10 protein-coding genes, 3 tRNA genes and 2 pseudogenes are annotated in these 15,037 nt (G+C 69.6%); 6 read left to right on the top strand and 9 right to left on the bottom strand.

Features of this window, described 5'->3' with window-relative positions:
• Window positions 1-21: 21 nt before the first annotated feature.
• Window positions 22-1,926 (top strand): DNA primase, encoded by a 1,905-nt coding sequence (dnaG, locus tag ACIBK3_RS05230; protein ID WP_399361998.1) that lies wholly within the window; start codon window positions 22-24, stop codon window positions 1,924-1,926.
• A gap of 101 nt (window positions 1,927-2,027) precedes the next feature.
• Window positions 2,028-3,362 (top strand): annotated as a pseudogene (locus ACIBK3_RS05225) (RNA polymerase sigma factor).
• A gap of 220 nt (window positions 3,363-3,582) precedes the next feature.
• On the opposite strand, the gene ACIBK3_RS05220 reads toward ACIBK3_RS05225, so the two are convergent.
• The 4 genes from ACIBK3_RS05220 to ACIBK3_RS05205 form a co-directional block, all read right to left on the bottom strand.
• Entirely contained in the window at window positions 3,583-5,511 is a 1,929-nt protein-coding gene (locus ACIBK3_RS05220) for an ABC transporter ATP-binding protein (RefSeq protein WP_399361996.1), read from the bottom strand.
• Window positions 5,511-7,244 (bottom strand): ABC transporter ATP-binding protein, encoded by a 1,734-nt coding sequence (locus tag ACIBK3_RS05215; protein ID WP_399361994.1) that lies wholly within the window; start codon window positions 7,242-7,244, stop codon window positions 5,511-5,513. Before ACIBK3_RS05215 ends, ACIBK3_RS05220 begins: the two co-directional genes overlap by 1 nt.
• Before the next feature lie 394 nt (window positions 7,245-7,638).
• On the bottom strand, window positions 7,639-9,090 hold the full coding sequence (locus ACIBK3_RS05210; RefSeq protein ID WP_399361992.1) for an FGGY-family carbohydrate kinase: 1,452 nt from the start codon (window positions 9,088-9,090) through the stop codon (window positions 7,639-7,641).
• Window positions 9,091-9,162: 72 nt separating this feature from the next.
• Window positions 9,163-9,468 carry a hypothetical protein gene (locus ACIBK3_RS05205; protein ID WP_030936809.1) on the bottom strand — a complete coding sequence of 102 codons (306 nt, stop codon included), beginning with the start codon at window positions 9,466-9,468 and terminating at the stop codon, window positions 9,163-9,165.
• Between the two features lie 158 nt (window positions 9,469-9,626).
• On the opposite strand from ACIBK3_RS05205, the gene ACIBK3_RS05200 reads away from it, so the two are divergent.
• From ACIBK3_RS05200 to ACIBK3_RS05190, 3 genes are all read left to right on the top strand, one after another.
• A tRNA-Asn gene (locus ACIBK3_RS05200) sits at window positions 9,627-9,699 on the top strand.
• Window positions 9,700-9,704: 5 nt separating this feature from the next.
• Window positions 9,705-9,777: transfer RNA gene (locus ACIBK3_RS05195), tRNA-Asn, on the top strand.
• A 177-nt stretch (window positions 9,778-9,954) separates the two neighbouring features.
• Window positions 9,955-10,028: transfer RNA gene (locus tag ACIBK3_RS05190), tRNA-Ile, on the top strand.
• Window positions 10,029-10,892: 864 nt separating this feature from the next.
• Here ACIBK3_RS05190 and ACIBK3_RS05185 read toward each other — a convergent pair.
• The 3 genes from ACIBK3_RS05185 to ACIBK3_RS05175 all read right to left on the bottom strand — a co-directional run bounded on the left by ACIBK3_RS05185 (window position 10,893) and on the right by ACIBK3_RS05175 (window position 13,169).
• On the bottom strand, window positions 10,893-11,312 hold the full coding sequence (locus tag ACIBK3_RS05185; RefSeq protein ID WP_399361990.1) for an ester cyclase: 420 nt from the start codon (window positions 11,310-11,312) through the stop codon (window positions 10,893-10,895).
• Window positions 11,313-11,355: 43 nt separating this feature from the next.
• On the bottom strand, window positions 11,356-12,306 hold the full coding sequence (locus tag ACIBK3_RS05180; protein WP_399361988.1) for an alpha/beta fold hydrolase: 951 nt from the start codon (window positions 12,304-12,306) through the stop codon (window positions 11,356-11,358).
• 98 nt (window positions 12,307-12,404) lie between these two features.
• Entirely contained in the window at window positions 12,405-13,169 is a 765-nt protein-coding gene (locus tag ACIBK3_RS05175) for a 3-oxoacyl-ACP reductase family protein (RefSeq protein WP_399361986.1), read from the bottom strand.
• A gap of 139 nt (window positions 13,170-13,308) precedes the next feature.
• Here ACIBK3_RS05175 and ACIBK3_RS05170 point away from each other — a divergent pair, with 139 nt between their 5' ends.
• Entirely contained in the window at window positions 13,309-13,902 is a 594-nt protein-coding gene (locus tag ACIBK3_RS05170; protein ID WP_399361984.1) for a TetR/AcrR family transcriptional regulator, read from the top strand.
• On the opposite strand, the pseudogene ACIBK3_RS05165 reads toward ACIBK3_RS05170, so the two are convergent.
• Window positions 13,880-14,086: pseudogene (locus ACIBK3_RS05165) on the bottom strand (hypothetical protein); the annotation flags it as partial. The gene ACIBK3_RS05170 and the pseudogene ACIBK3_RS05165 overlap by 23 nt on opposite strands.
• Window positions 14,087-14,246: 160 nt before the next feature.
• Entirely contained in the window at window positions 14,247-14,948 is a 702-nt protein-coding gene (locus ACIBK3_RS05160) for an SDR family NAD(P)-dependent oxidoreductase (RefSeq protein ID WP_399361982.1), read from the bottom strand.
• Window positions 14,949-15,037 lie beyond the last annotated feature (89 nt).

Here is a 15,037-nt window from a genome sequence, read left to right as displayed (position 1 = left end):
CCGTCCCCGTAGAATTCACGCGTGGCAGGACGGATCAACGACGAGGACGTGAAGGCGGTACGGGACGCGGTCCCGATCGACGCCGTGGTGTCCGAGTACCTCCAGCTGCGCAACGCGGGCGGCGGCAACCTCAAGGGACTGTGCCCGTTCCACGACGAGAAGTCGCCGTCCTTCCAGGTCAGCCCCAGCAAGGGTTTCTTCCACTGCTTCGGCTGCCAAGAGGGCGGCGACACCATCACGTTCGTGATGAAGATCGACCACCTCACCTTCTCCGAGGCGGTCGAGCGCCTCGCCGCCCAGGCCGGCATCACCCTGCGCTACGAGGAGGGCGGGTACAACCCCTCCCACCAGCGCGGCGAACGGATCCGCCTGGTCGAGGCCCACAAGATCGCCGCGCAGTGGTACATGGAGCAGCTGGCCACCAGCCCGGAGGCCGACGCCGGCCGCACGTTCCTCGCCGAGCGCGGCTTCGACCAGGCCGCCGCCGAGCACTTCTCCGTCGGCTACAGCCCCCAGGGCTGGGACCACCTCACCCGCTACCTGCGCGGCAAGGGCTTCGCCGACAAGGAACTGATCCTCTCCGGCCTCTCCCAGGAGGGCCGCCGCGGCCCCATCGACCGCTTCCGCGGCCGTCTGATGTGGCCCATCCGCGACATCGGCGGCGAGGTCGTCGGCTTCGGCGCCCGCAAGCTCTACGAAGCGGACACCGGCCCCAAATACCTCAACACGCCCGACACCGCGATCTACCGCAAGTCCCAGGTGCTCTACGGCATCGACCTGGCGAAGAAGGACATCGCCAAGGCCAGCCGCGCGGTCGTGGTCGAGGGGTACACGGACGTCATGGCCTGCCACCTCGCCGGCGTGACGACGGCCATCGCGACCTGCGGCACCGCCTTCGGCACCGACCACATCAAGATCCTCCGCCGCCTGCTCATGGACAACGGCTCGGCCCGCGTGATCTTCACCTTCGACGGCGACGCGGCCGGGCAGAAGGCCGCCCTGCGGGCCTTCGAGGACGACCAGAAGTTCGCCGCCGAGACGTACATCGCGATCGCCCCCGACGGCATGGACCCCTGCGACCTGCGCCTCGCCAAGGGCGACGACGCGGTCGCCGACCTGGTCGAACCCCGCACCCCGCTCTTCGAGTTCGCGCTGCGCCAGATCGTCCTCCGCTACGACCTGGACACCCCAGGCGGCCGGGCCGCCGCGCTGGACGAGGCGGCGCCCGTCGTCGCCCGCATCAAGAACACCGGCGCGCAGCACGAGGTCGCCGTCCAGCTCGCCGGCATGCTCGGCATCCTCGACACCCAGTTCGTGGTCAAACGCGTCGCCCAACTGGCCCGCTGGGCCCGCGACCGCGGCGGCAAGGGCCCGGCGCCGACTCCCCGCAACGGACAGCGGCAGTACGACGCCACCCCCCGCCCCAACGCCCCCGGCCCGGCGCTCAACCTCCGCAACCCGGTCTACGCCACCGAACGCGAGCTGCTCAAACTCGCCCTCCAACGGCCCGAGTTGGTCTCCCCGGCGTTCGACGCGTACGGCGTCGACGAGTTCACCGCCGCCCCCTACGCCGCCGTACGCCAGGCGATCATGGACGCGGGCGGCGCGGAGTACGGCGTCCAGGACCCGCAGGAGTACCTGGTCCGGGTCCGCGACGTGGCCCCCGACAACGCCGTCCGCGCCATGGTCACGGAGCTCGCGGTCGAGGCGATCATGCGCAAGACGGTCGACGAGAACTACGCCGGCGACCAGCTCGTCACGGTCCGCCGCCGCGCGGTCGAGCGCCGCATCCGTGACATCCAGTCCAGCCTGACCCGTCTCGGCAGCCACGGCGACCCCGCCCAGTCGGCCGCCGTACAGAACGAGTTGTGGGTCCTCCAGCAGTACGACCAGGCACTACGCGCGCACGGAGCCGCCGCGCTCTGAGGGCCGGCCCCTGCCGGGTAACCGCGCGGTCACGGACCGGCCTCAAAAAGTCGCCGCACGCCCCTCGTGGCGGCGATGTGTCGTACTCCACACTGGGTCCGGTGCCTGAGTCCTCGGAGCGCGGCCGATCCGTCCCCAACGGGTCCAAGACCCCCGCGGTTCCGCACATCGCTACGGGACGGACAGCGGCGTGGCCGCCGACTCCGTCCGCGAAGTACCGCTGCCGCACACCTCAGCAGCGATCATCCTGGAGGTCGCCCCCCGTGCAGACCCAGACCCTGACCCAGACCGACATCAGTACGGACGACACGGAACCGGCTACGGAGACCGACGTACTCGTCGCGGTCCCCCCGCAGAGCCGTGCCGTGCACCACCCCGAGGCGGAGCCGTCGGCCCCGGCCGACCTGGCAGAACCCCCCGCCGACGAGGTCGAGAACCCCGAGATCGCCGAGCACACCGAGGTCGTCGAGCACATCGAGCCCGTCGAACTCCCCGAGCCGGCCCGCGCCAAGGCCGACACCGGCGCACCCTCCTCCGACCTGTTCCGCCAGTACCTGCGCGAGATCGGCCGCATCCCGCTGCTCACCGCCGCCGAGGAGGTCGAACTCGCCCGCCGGGTCGAGGCCGGCCTGTTCGCCGAGGAGAGGCTCAGTACCGCCCCCGACCTGGACAGCCGGCTCGCCCTCGACCTGGACAAACTGGTCGTCATGGGCCGCATGGCCAAGCGCCGCCTCATCGAGGCGAATCTGCGGCTCGTCGTGTCGGTGGCCAAGCGGTACGTCGGCCGCGGCCTGACGATGCTCGACCTGGTCCAGGAGGGCAACCTGGGCCTGATCAGGGCGGTCGAGAAGTTCGACTACGCCCGCGGCTACAAGTTCTCCACGTACGCCACCTGGTGGATCCGCCAGGCCATGTCCCGCGCCCTCGCCGACCAGGCTCGCACCATCCGCGTCCCGGTCCACGTGGTCGAGCTGATCAACCGCGTGGTCCGCGTCCAGCGCCGGATGCTCCAGGAACGGGGCTACGAACCGACCCCGGAAGAGGTCGCCGCCCACCTGGACCTGGCGCCGGAGCGCGTCAGCGAGGTCCTGCGGCTGGCCCAGGAACCCGTCTCCCTGCACGCGCCCGTGGGGGAGGAGGACGACGTGGCCCTCGGCGACCTCATCGAGGACGGTGACGCCGCCAGCCCCGTCGAGTCGGCCGCGTTCATGCTGCTCAGGGAACACCTGGAGGCGGTCCTCTCCACCCTCGGCGAGCGCGAGCGCAAGGTCGTCCAACTCCGCTACGGACTGGCCGACGGCCGCCCCCGCACGCTGGAGGAGATAGGCCGCATCTTCGGCGTGACGAGGGAACGGATCCGCCAGATCGAGTCGAAGACCCTCAACAAACTCCGGGACCACGCCTTCGCGGACCAGCTGAGGGGCTACTTGGACTGAGGACCGCTTCCTTCGCCCCCGCCGCCCCTTCCTTCCCGTCCCAAACCGGGGGCCCGCCCCGGACCCCCCGCTCCTCAAACGCCGTAGGGGCCGAATTCCGCCGACCGGGGTTTGCTCTTTCAGCCCGTCCGGCGTTTGAGGACGAGGCCCGTACAGGGCCGAAGCGGGGTCTGGGGGCGCAACCAGGTCGGGACGGGAAGGGGCGGCGGGGGCGAAAACGCTAGTCCACCTCAGCCACCGCCTGCACGAACTGCGCCTTGTACAACCGCGCGTACGCCCCGCCGGCCGCCAGCAGATCCGTATGCGTGCCCTGCTCGACGATCGACCCGTTCTCCATCACCAGGATCGTGTCCGCGTCCCGGATCGTCGACAGCCGGTGCGCGATCACGAACGACGTCCGCCCGTGCGCGAGTTTCGCCATCGCCTTCTGGATCAGCACCTCGGTCCGCGTGTCCACGGAACTCGTCGCCTCGTCCAGCACCAGGATCACCGGGTCGGACAGGAACGCCCGCGCGATGGTGATCAGCTGCTTCTCACCGGCGCTGACCCCGCTGCCCTCGTCGTCGATCACGGTGTCGTAGCCGTCGGGCAGCGTCCGGATGAACCGGTCCGCGTGGGCCGCCCGCGCCGCCTCCTCGATCTCGCCCGGAGTGACCTCCCGCGAGGCGCCGTACGCGATGTTCTCCGCGATCGTGCCGCCGAACAGCCAGGTGTCCTGGAGCACCATGCCGATCCCGGCGCGCAGGTCGTCCCGGGACATCCTCGCTATGTCGACGCCGTCGAGGGTGATGCGCCCGCCGGAGACGTCGTAGAAGCGCATGAGGAGATTGACCAGAGTCGTCTTGCCGGCTCCGGTCGGGCCGACGATCGCGACCGTGTGCCCCGGCTCCACCGTCAGCGACAGGTCCTCGATGAGCGGCTTCTCCGGGTCGTACCGGAACGACACGTGTTCCAGCGCCACCCGTCCGCGCAGCTCCTCCGGCTTCGCGCTCGGCACCGGGTCCGCCTCCTGCTCCTCCGCGTCCAGGAGTTCGAAGATCCGCTCGGCCGAGGCGACACCCGACTGCACCAGGTTCGCCATCGAGGCGACCTGGGTCAGCGGCATCGAGAACTGCCGCGAGTACTGGATGAAGGCCTGCACATCGCCGATGGACAGCGAGCCCGACGCCACCCGCAGCCCGCCGACGACCGCGACCAGCACATAGTTCAGGTTGGACACGAACATCATCAGCGGCTGCATGACCCCGCTGTTGAACTGCGCCTTGAACCCGGCCTCGTACAGCGCCTCGTTCTGCTCGGCGAACCGCTCCGCCGACTCGTCCTGCCGCCCGAACACCTTCACCAGGGCGTGCCCGGTGTACATCTCCTCGATGTGCGCGTTGAGCTTGCCGGTGGTGCGCCACTGCTGTACGAAGTGCGGCTGCGAGCGCTTGCCGACCCGGGTGGCGACGAAGAACGACAGCGGCACGGTGACGAGGGCGACCAGCGCCAGGATCCACGACACCCAGAACATCATCACCAGCACGCCGATGATGGTGAGCACCGAGTTGATCAGCTGGCCCATGGACTGCTGGAGCGTCTGCCCGATGTTGTCGATGTCGTTGGTGGCCCGGCTGAGCACCTCGCCGCGCTGCCGCTTGTCGAAGTACGACAGCGGCAGCCGGGACAGCTTCGTCTGCACGTCCTCGCGCATCCGGTACATGGTCCGGTTGACCGCCCGGTTCACCAGCCGGGTGGCCCCGGCCATCAGCAGACCGGCGATCACGAACACGATCAGCGCGATCAGCAGCACCCGGCCGACGGCATCGAAGTCGATGCCCTCGCCCGGGGTGAAGTCCGTACTGCGGAGCATGTCGGCGACGGAGCCCTCGCCCCGCTCCCGCATGGACCGCAGCACCTCCTCCTTGGTGGCCCCGGCCGGCATCTGCCGTCCGATGATCCCCGCGAAGACCAGGTCGGTGGCCTTGCCGAGGATCTTCGGGCCCACGACCGACAGCCCGACGCTGACCACCACGCAGAACAGCAGCGCGTAGATGGTCAGCCGCTCGGGCTTGAACTGCCCGATGAGCCGTTTCCCCGACCCCTTGAAATCCATCGAACGCTGGTCGGGTCCCGCCCCGGCCATCATCCGCCCCGCCGGCCCCGCCATCAGGCAGCCTCCGCTTCCGTGAGCTGGGAGAGCACGATCTCCCGGTAGGTCTCGTTGTCCGCCATCAGTTCGTGGTGGGTGCCGGTGCCGACGACCAGGCCCTCATCGAGGACGACGATCCGGTCGGCGTCCCGGATGGTCGACACCCGCTGGGCGACGATCACCACGGTCGCCTCGGCCGTCTCCTGCGAGAGCGCCGCCCGCAGGGCCGCGTCGGTGGCGTAGTCGAGCGCGGAGAAGGAGTCGTCGAAGAGGTAGATCTCCGGCCGCTGCACGAGCGTACGGGCGATCGCCAGCCGCTGCCGCTGACCGCCGGAGACATTGGTGCCGCCCTGCGCGATCGGCGCGTCGAGCCCGCCCTCCAGCCGCTCCACGAAGCCCTTGGCCTGCGCCACCTCCAGCGCGTGCCAGAGCTCCTCGTCCGTCGCGTCGGGGTTGCCGTAGCGCAGGTTGGTGGCGACCGTGCCCGCGAACAGGTACGGCTTCTGCGGCACCAGCCCGACCGTCCTGGCCAGCAGCCGCGGCTCGATGGCCGCCACGGAGACCCCGTCGACGAGCACCTCGCCCTCGGTCGCGTCGAACAGCCGTGGCACCAGCCCCAGCAGCGTGGACTTGCCGCTGCCGGTCGAACCGATCACAGCGGTCGTCTCACCCGGCCGGGCCACCAGGTCGATCGACTTCAGCACCGGCTCCTCGGCACCCGGATACCGGAACCCGGCGCCGCGGATCTCCAGATGACCGTGCCGGCGCAGTTCCAGGACCGGGGCCTTCGGCGGCACCACGCTCGACGAGGTGTCCAGCACCTCCTCGATGCGCTCGGCGCAGACCTCCGCGCGCGGCACCATCATGAACATGAAGGTGGCCATCATCACGGACATCACGATCTGCATCAGATAGGAGAGGAAAGCGGTCAGGTCGCCGATCTGCATCTGCCCGCTGTCGATGCGGTGCGCGCCGAACCACACCACGGCGATCGACGACAGGTTCACCACCGTCATCACCATGGGGAACATCAGCGCCAGCAGGTTGCCGGTGCCCAGGGCCATGGCGGTCAGGTCGGTGTTGGCCTTCCGGAAGCGCTGCTCCTCGTACTCGTCGCGCACGAACGCCCGGATGACCCGGTTGCCGGTGATCTGCTCGCGCAGCACCCGGTTCACCGTGTCCAGCCGCACCTGCATCGACCGGAACAGCGGACGCAGCCGCCGGATGATCAATGTCACACAGATGGCCATCACCGGTACGACGGCGACCAGCACCCCGGACAGCGGCACGTCCAGCCCGAGGGCGAGCACGATGCCGCCCACGCACATGATGGGCGCCGACACCATCAGCGTGAACGTCATCAGGGCCAGCATCTGGACCTGCTGCACATCATTGGTCGTACGGGTGATCAGCGAGGGCGCGCCGAACTGGCCGACCTCGCGCGCCGAGAAGGACTGCACCCGGTCGAAGACGGCGCCGCGTACGTCCCGGCCGAGCGCCGAGGCGGTCCGGGCCCCGTAGTACACGGCACCGACGTTGCACACGACCTGCACCAACGAGATGCCGATCATGAGGGCGCCGTAGCTCAGGATGTAGCCGGTGTCCCCGGTCACGACACCGTTGTCGATGATGTGCGCGTTCAGCGTGGGCAGGTAGAGGCTGGCGCAGGTCTGCAGGAACTGCAGCAGCACCAGCACGGTGATGGGTTTCCGGTAGGGCCTGAGATAGGTCCGCAGAAGTCGTATGAGCACGCTTTGTCTCTCGGAGTCGGCGGTGGGGCCGGGGTTGGTTGCCCCTGGCCCCTATCGTCGGACACTCCACCCGCGTTACCTCAACCGATTAAGCCGACAGCAGTGCCGCGTACGGCCGCACGGGTACGGCTCCTACCGGACCCTTACGTTCCGCTATGCCCGGAACGGTCCCGTCCGCCACGGGGCGCGGTCACCGGAATGGTCCTGTCCGCCGGGGGTTGCGGTCATCGGAATGGTCCTGTCCGCCGGGGGTGGTGGTCACCGCAACGGTCCTGTCCGCCGCGGGCCGCGGTCATCGGAATGGTCCTGTCCGCCGGGGGTGGTGGTCACCGCAACGGTCCTGTCCGCCGGGGGTCGCGGTCATCGGAATGGTCCTGTCCGTCGCGGGCCGCTGTCACCGGAACGTCCCCGGATGCGTCTGCTCCCGTACGGACACGAACTGCTGCCGGACCGCCTGCCCCACCGCCAGCTCCTCGCCGGGATCCAGCACCTGCGCGGCGGCGCCCTGCCAGGCCGGCGGGGTGCGCGGGTCGAGCGTGCCCTGGGACACCGCGAGCGCCCAGGCCGCCTGCCGGGCGGCACCGATCGCCGCGTAGTCCGCGGGCTGCGGTACGACGACCTGCGCCCCGAACAGCGAGGGCGCCGCGGCCTGTACGGCGGGCAGCTCGGCGGCCTGCCCGAGCAGGAAGATCCGCCGCACCTCCACGCCCCGGCCGCGCAGCACGTCGAGCGCGTCCGCCAGCCCGCACAGCATCCCCTCGAACGCGGCCCGCGCCAGGTGCTCCGGTTTCATCGACTCCCGCCTGAGGCCGGACAGCGTCCCGGCGGCGTGCGGCAGATTCGGCGTCCGCTCACCCTCCAGATAGGGGAGGAGTACGAGGCCGTGGGCCCCCGGCGTCGACTTCATCGCCAGCTCGGACAGGCTCTCCAGGTCGGGCAGCCCGAGCATCTCGGCGGCCCCGCGCAGAGTCCGTACGGCGTTCAGCGTGGTGACGACGGGCAGATGCATACCGGTCGCGTCGGCCAGGGACGTGATCATCCCGGTGTTGTCGACGAGCGCCTCGGGATGCACCGCCATCACCGACCCGGAGGCGCCGAGCGAGACCACCGCGTCCCCGAACCCCAGCCCCAGTCCGAAGGCGGCGGCCATCGTCTCGCCGGTCCCCGCGGAGATCAGCAGTCCCTCCGGGGTCGTCCCGGCCGCGTCGGCGGGACCGATCACCTCGGGCAGCATCGCCTGGTGGCCGAGCGCCAGTTCCACCAGGTCGGGCCGGTAGCCGCCGGTGGCCGCCGACCAGTACCCGGTCCCGGAGGCCCCGCCCCGGTCGGTGGTCCTGCGCACCGGCCGGCCCAGCAGCTGCCACACCAGCCAGTCGTGGGCCTGCAGCAGCACGGCGGTGCGCTGGGCGGACTCGGGTTCCGTCTTCGCCAGCCAACGCAGCTTGGTCACCGGCTGCGCGGCCTGCGGCACACAGCCCACCGCCTGCGCCCACGCCTCACGCCCGCCGAGCGCGTCCACCAGATCGGCCGCCGCGACCTGCGCCCGCCGGTCCCCGCCGACCATCGCCGGCCGCACGGTGGTGCCCTGCGAGTCGAGCGGGACCAGCGCGTTCTGCTGGGCGGACACCCCGATGGCCTGCACACCCTCGAGGAGCCCGCCGCCGGCGGCCTCGCCGAGGGACAGCAGCCAGGCCTGCGGATCGACATCGGCAGGCCGCGCACCGCCCTCGGCGTTCTCCACCGGATGCGGTGCGTATCCCTGCCTGAGCACGGCCCCTGTGTCCGTGTCGCAGACGACGATACGAGTGAAATCGGGCGAACTGTCCAACCCGGCGACTATCCCCATGGCTGAAATTCTGCCGCACCGCCGCCCTTGCTCGGGCCGTGGGCGACGTTCCCCGGCGTCGAGAAGGTGCCGTCAGGTGCTGCTCGTACCCCAGTCGTCGCCGCCCGTCCCGTTGACGTTGTGGTCGCGCAGGGAGCGGACTCGTTGGGCGACCGAGTCGGGGACGCGGTCGCCGACCTTGTCACTGACCACGTGGTACGCCTTGCCCGCGAACTGGCGGCCCTGCTGGGCGGCCGTCTCCGCGGTGTTGCGGACGGCGGGGTTCTGCGCCACCTGGCGCGCGGACTTCTTCAACTGCTCGTAGCGCTCGCGGCCGGCCTTCGTGCCCAGTACGTAACCCAGAGCGAGCCCGACAACGAACGTGAGCCGGTAGCGCATGGCGGCCACCCTTCCCTTGCGTAGGTCCTAGGCGCGGTGTCGGTGCCGGGGGGAACCGATTGGCGGAGCACCCCCCTGCTTGCGCTAATGTATGTGTCGCAGCGAGCGCCCGCCTTCTGGCGACTACCCAGGCAGGCACGTTCGATGCAACGAGGCATTCCTCCGTAGCTCAATTGGCAGAGCAGCCGGCTGTTAACCGGCAGGTTACTGGTTCGAGTCCAGTCGGGGGAGCTCGGTCCTCCGTAGCTCAATTGGCAGAGCAGCCGGCTGTTAACCGGCAGGTTACTGGTTCGAGTCCAGTCGGGGGAGCATGCTGAACGAGGGCCCCTTGGGGGTCCTTTTTCATGTCCTGGGGAACCGGGCGCGACGGGGCGCAGTCCTCAACATCGAGAACGCCGTGCGTAGTCGACCATCCGAAGCAAGAGATCGTATGACCGGCTATGCTGCGGCAGACGGCGCGCACACGTGTACGCGACACGCCGCTATGGGGCGGTAGCTCAGCCGGTTAGAGCAGCGGACTCATAATCCGCCGGCCGTGGGTTCGAGTCCCACCCGCCCCACCTGTGCAGGTCTGTGACCTGCGGAAACGTTCATTTTCGGGTGTTGGAGCGTCAACTTCGCCTGAACGGACTGAATCCGCTGCTCGTGGGTTCGGAGTCCGGCGGCGGTCGGAGGAGCTCTAACCCATCTGACCTGCGGCTGAGTAGATGATCGAGGGTCTCGCTCGCGGTCTGGGCGGCTGCCCTTAGGGCCGATGTCAGGACCCAGGGGCCGTACAGGGGCCGGGGCGGCGCGGGCGTGTCCGGGGCGCCGGTGTCTCCGGGGCGATTCGTTGTCCGATTTACCTGTTGTGTGAGCATTCTTGGCGCGGCCGGTCGAATACCGGACCAGCAGGGAGGGCGCCGCCGCCGGTACGTCTGGGTTCGCCGGGGGGACCAGGAAACTGCCCGAAGGGGAAACGGCCCTACAGGGTCGCCAGCGGCCCATATCCGAAGTGCCCGCCCGGTGAACCGGCCGCGGCCGCACAGGAGGTCTGAACCGGCTGTCGCTGCGAAATGGCATCCTCTCTCCGTGGACATGGCCCTCGGCGGTCCATGGGCCGATCATGCCCGTGTGAGGACAGCGCAGACGGGTGAGTCAGTTCTGTAGTGCGCCGTGGATCGCGGTCCTGCGCTAACGGTGCGGCCGGCGGCCGCCGCGCGGCGGCCGTGAAGAGTTCGTCGCGCGGGGCGTCCTACTCTGCACCATGTCAATGGAGCGGGCGTCTCCGGTATGTCGTCAGACGGCCTTCAGGAGCCGACGGGGCGACAGCGTGAGCCATGAGAACCCCCGGCGAAGGGGCTATGGGGCGATCAACTTCGACTCCTCGCCGGGGGTCCTTGTCTGGTCAGCTCACGCCGCGCGGATGCATCCTTGCTGCTGGCTCAGTCGGTGAGCTGCATCTGCATCTGCAGTTGCAGCAGCTCCTCGACGTGCCGGACCTCGACGATCCGGCCGTCGACCACCCGCGCGAGGTCGATGCCGGAGCAGGTCACGTCACGGCCGGTCGCGGGCAGTCCGAACCAAGGACCGGTGTGGGTCGCCGTGACCACCCACTGGGAGACGACCCAGCCGTCGTCCGTCTCGGCCTGGTAGACGATCTCGTGGTGAGCGTTGGTGAACCCGTCGCGCATGGCAGCGACCATCCCCTTCATCCCCTCGATCGCCGAGGGAGCCCCTGCGGGCAGGTTGTGGTCGATGAGATCGGGCGAGACCAGGGTGTCCAGAGCAGCGATGTCGCCCGCATCGAAGGCGGCGAATAGGCGAGTAGGGACATCGCGGGCGGAAGTGGGTTGGCTGTTCATCAGGGTTTTCCTCTCACCTCGGTGTGCTGGCTTTCGAAGTTGGTCAGGGGGTGGGGGTGGGGTAGAAGGCGTTGATTTCGGCTAGGACGCGGTCGGGTGCTTCGTGGAGGAGGAAGTGTCCGGCGCCGGGGACGTCGGCGGAGGTGGCCTGGGGTGCGGCGTCCTGGAGGGGCGCCAGGACCATCTCGGCGAGGCCGGCCTGGGTGATCATGCGGACCGGGATGGTCAGCGGGGTCTCCTGGAGTTTGGTGTTGTCGGCCTCGTCCTGGGTCTCGGTCCGGTAGAGCTCGAAGCCGGCGTGCAGGACCTGGGGACGGGAGAACAGCCGGACGAACTCGGCCAGTTCGTCGTCGGAGATGTTCTCGCCGGCGGTCTTCATCCCCTGGAAGAAGTGGGTGAGGAAGGTCTCGACCCGGCCGGTGACCAGTTCCTCCGCGAGCGGACGCTGTTTGTTGAAGGAGAAGTGCCAGAACATCGACTCGATGGCGGCGAACTTCAGGTTCTTGCCGGTCAGGCCGTAGTCCATGAGGAACAGCCCCGACACCTGCTCGCGGTACTGGGCGGCCAGCGGGTAGGCGACGCTGACGCCGAAGTCGTGGGCGACGACCTGCACGTTCTCGCGGTGACCGAGGTGGTCGAGCAGCTTGTGGACGTAGGTGGCCAGAACCGTCTTGGCCCTGGAGGGCGGGTTCCCGGTCGAGTCACCCAGGCCCGGCAGGTCGATGGCGATGACGGTGCGGCCGGGCAGCAGCGAGGGCATGACCTGGCGGTACTCGTACCAGCTCTGCGGCCAGCCGTGCAGCAGCACCATGACCTGCGGGCCGTCGCCGCCGATGACGTAGTGCATCTGTACGTCGTCGATGGTGGTGAAGCCGTGCCGGAAGAGCTGATTGAACTCGGCGTCGTCCTTGGTCGCCGCGTCGTAGCCGGGGCTGAGCGGCTCCTCCGGCTCGACGGCTGCGGCGGTCGTGGGGGCTGTGGTGAAGGCGTTCATGGCGGTGGTACGTCCTTTGTGACAGGGGGTGTCGTCGTGCACGGCGGTGCGGGGAGGCTGGTGGATCGCGCCTGCTTGCGGCTGCCTGGGGTGGGCGGTCAGACGGCGATGCCGCCGTCGACGTTCCAGCTGGTGCCGGTGATGAAGTGGGCTTCGGGGCCGGCGAGATAGGCGACGGCGCTGGCGATGTCGGCGGGCTCGGCGAAGTGGTCGAGCGGCATGAGTTGCTTCAGGGATTCCGCGTACGGGCCGGAGTCAGGGGTCATGTCCGTGGCGGTGGGGCCGGGCTGCACGTTGTTGACGGTGATGCCGTGCGGACCGAGTTCGCGGGCCAGTCCCCGGGTGAGACCGGCGACGGCGGCCTTGGTCAGGGCGTAGACGGTTGCGCCGGGGAAGGGGACGCGGTCGACGATGACACTGCCGATGGTGATGATGCGACCGCCTTGGCGGAGGTGGGGAGCGGCGGCCTGGACGGCGCTGAACACGCCCCGGACGTTGACCGCGATCAAGCGGTCGAACTCCTCCAGGGGGAAGTCCTCGATCGGCGCGCCGTGGAAGACGCCGGCGTTGTTGACGAGGATGTCCAGTCCGCCGAAGTGCTCCGTGGTGTGGCTGACCGCGGCTCGGACGGCTTCGTGGTCGGCGTTGTCCGCCTGCACGGCCAGGGCGCCGGTCGCCTCGGCCACAGCATCGGCTTGTTCCTTGGCGCTGGCGTAGGTGAAGGCGACCTGGGCGCCCTCCGCGGTCAGACGGTGCACGATCGCGGAACCGATTCCCCGGGACCCGCCCGTGACCAGGGCCGTCCTGCCGTCGAGGGGCCGTACGCCGGACCGGGTGGTGCCGGGGGCGAGCTGGGTGCCCATAGGGGTCTCCGATTTCTTCAGCACATCACTTACGACCACTTACGAACCGAACCGCTCGGTTACTATATCCATGACGACACTAACCTGAGCAACCACGGGATTCCTTCCGTGGCGGCGAACTTTTCTCAAGGAGGCTTCGATGCCCAGCACGGGTCGGCCCCGGTCCTTCGACACCGACGAGGCGCTGGAGGTGGCGATGCGGGTGTTCTGGGCCGAGGGCTACGAGGGTGCGTCGCTCGCCGCGCTGACCGAGGCCATGGGGATCAACCGGCGCAGCATCTACGCAGCCTTCGGCAACAAGGAGGAGCTGTTCCGCAAGGCCGTCGACCGTTATGTGGAAGGCCCGGGAGCCTTCGTAGGCCCGGCGCTTGAGCTGCCCACCGCCCGGCAGGTGGCCGAGGCGATGCTGCACGGAGGCGTGGAGGCCCACACCGCGCCCGGCTGCCCGCGCGGCTGCCTGCTGGTGCAGTCCGCGCTGGCCGCCGGCCCGGAAAGCGAACCGGTCCGCCGCGACCTATCCGAACGCCGCGAGGCCGGAGTAGCCGCCCTGCGGAAACGGTTCGAACAAGCCAAGGCCGAGGGTGACCTGCCACTCACCGCGGACCCGGACACCCTCGCCCGCTATGTGCACACCGTCGGGCAGGGCCTCGCCGTACAGGCTGCCGGCGGGGCCAGCCGCGAAGACATGCACCGCGTCGCCGACCAGGCACTCAGCACCTGGCCGAGTAGCTGAACCCTCGCGGCGCCGACCGGCCGGACAGTCGGCGGGTGCGAACGGATCTGAGTGGTCCGACGGGTCCGGCCGTTGACCTGGCCGAGGCTGCGGGCAGGGTGGGCAGGCCGGCGGCTATCTCGTCGCCAGGCCGCAGGTGACCAAGGTCTTGGCGCATGCGTGCCTGGTCGGCGATGACGAACGCATCCTTCTCGGCCGTCTTGCCCTGGCCGGGACAGGCGGCCGACGCTTGGTGTACGGGCCTTCCCCCGTGAAGGTGGCTTCAGGGTCGCGTCGCGGCGCTGGGACGCGGCGACGCGATCGGGGTTCGGGGGAGGGGCCGAGCCGGCAGAGCCGGGGCGATGTCAGGCGCGTGGGAAGCCCTCGGCGTCGAGGCGGAAGACGAGCTCGGCCTCGTCGCGCTTGGTGGTGTGCAGGTCCCAGTAGAGGGGGGCAATCTGCTCGGGCCTGGCCGCCTCGACGCCGGGGATGACGGAGACGCCGATCGACGAGTCGATGCCGACGTGGGCGGCCTGGATGCCGGTGCCGTCCAGCTCCTTGTGCAGGTTCATTGCCCAGTTGCGCAGCGCCGCAGCGGCGGCGTTGACGTTGGCGACCCGCGGGTCGGGCCAGATCGAGCCGGCGCCGGTGGTGTAGAGCAGGGTCCCCGCGCCGGCCTCCCGCATCGCCGGCAGTACCGCCTGGGTGGCAGTGATGGCCCCGTAGAGCTGGAAGTTCATCTCGAACTCCACATCAGACGGCTCTGTCTCGGCCGGAGCGGTCAGCTTGATGACACCGAACGACCCCACCGGGGAGTACTCCAGGACGTCGATCCCGCCGAACCGCGCGGCGGCGTCCTTGAGCGCCTGGGTGAGTGCGTCGCGGTCGAGCACGTCCGCGGGGAACGCGGCGGCGGTGATGCCGTCGGCGGCGAGCTCGCCGACAAGGCCGTCGAGCTTCTCGCGGCTACGGGAGATCAGGGCGACGTCGAAGCCCTGGGAGCCGAAGGTACGGGCGATGGCCAGGCCCAGCTGGGGGCCGGCTCCAACGATGGCGATGCTGGTCACAGCGATCCTTTCCAAAAGCTGGTCGGAGGAAGAAAGTCGTCCGGATAGTCCTATCCACATCAAGATGCGGATAGGGTGTTCCGGTTCGC

It is taken from the genome of Streptomyces sp. NPDC050287 (genome assembly GCF_044459385.1).
Classification (GTDB): domain Bacteria; phylum Actinomycetota; class Actinomycetes; order Streptomycetales; family Streptomycetaceae; genus Streptomyces.
This window is presented reverse-complemented; position numbering and strand designations above follow the sequence as displayed.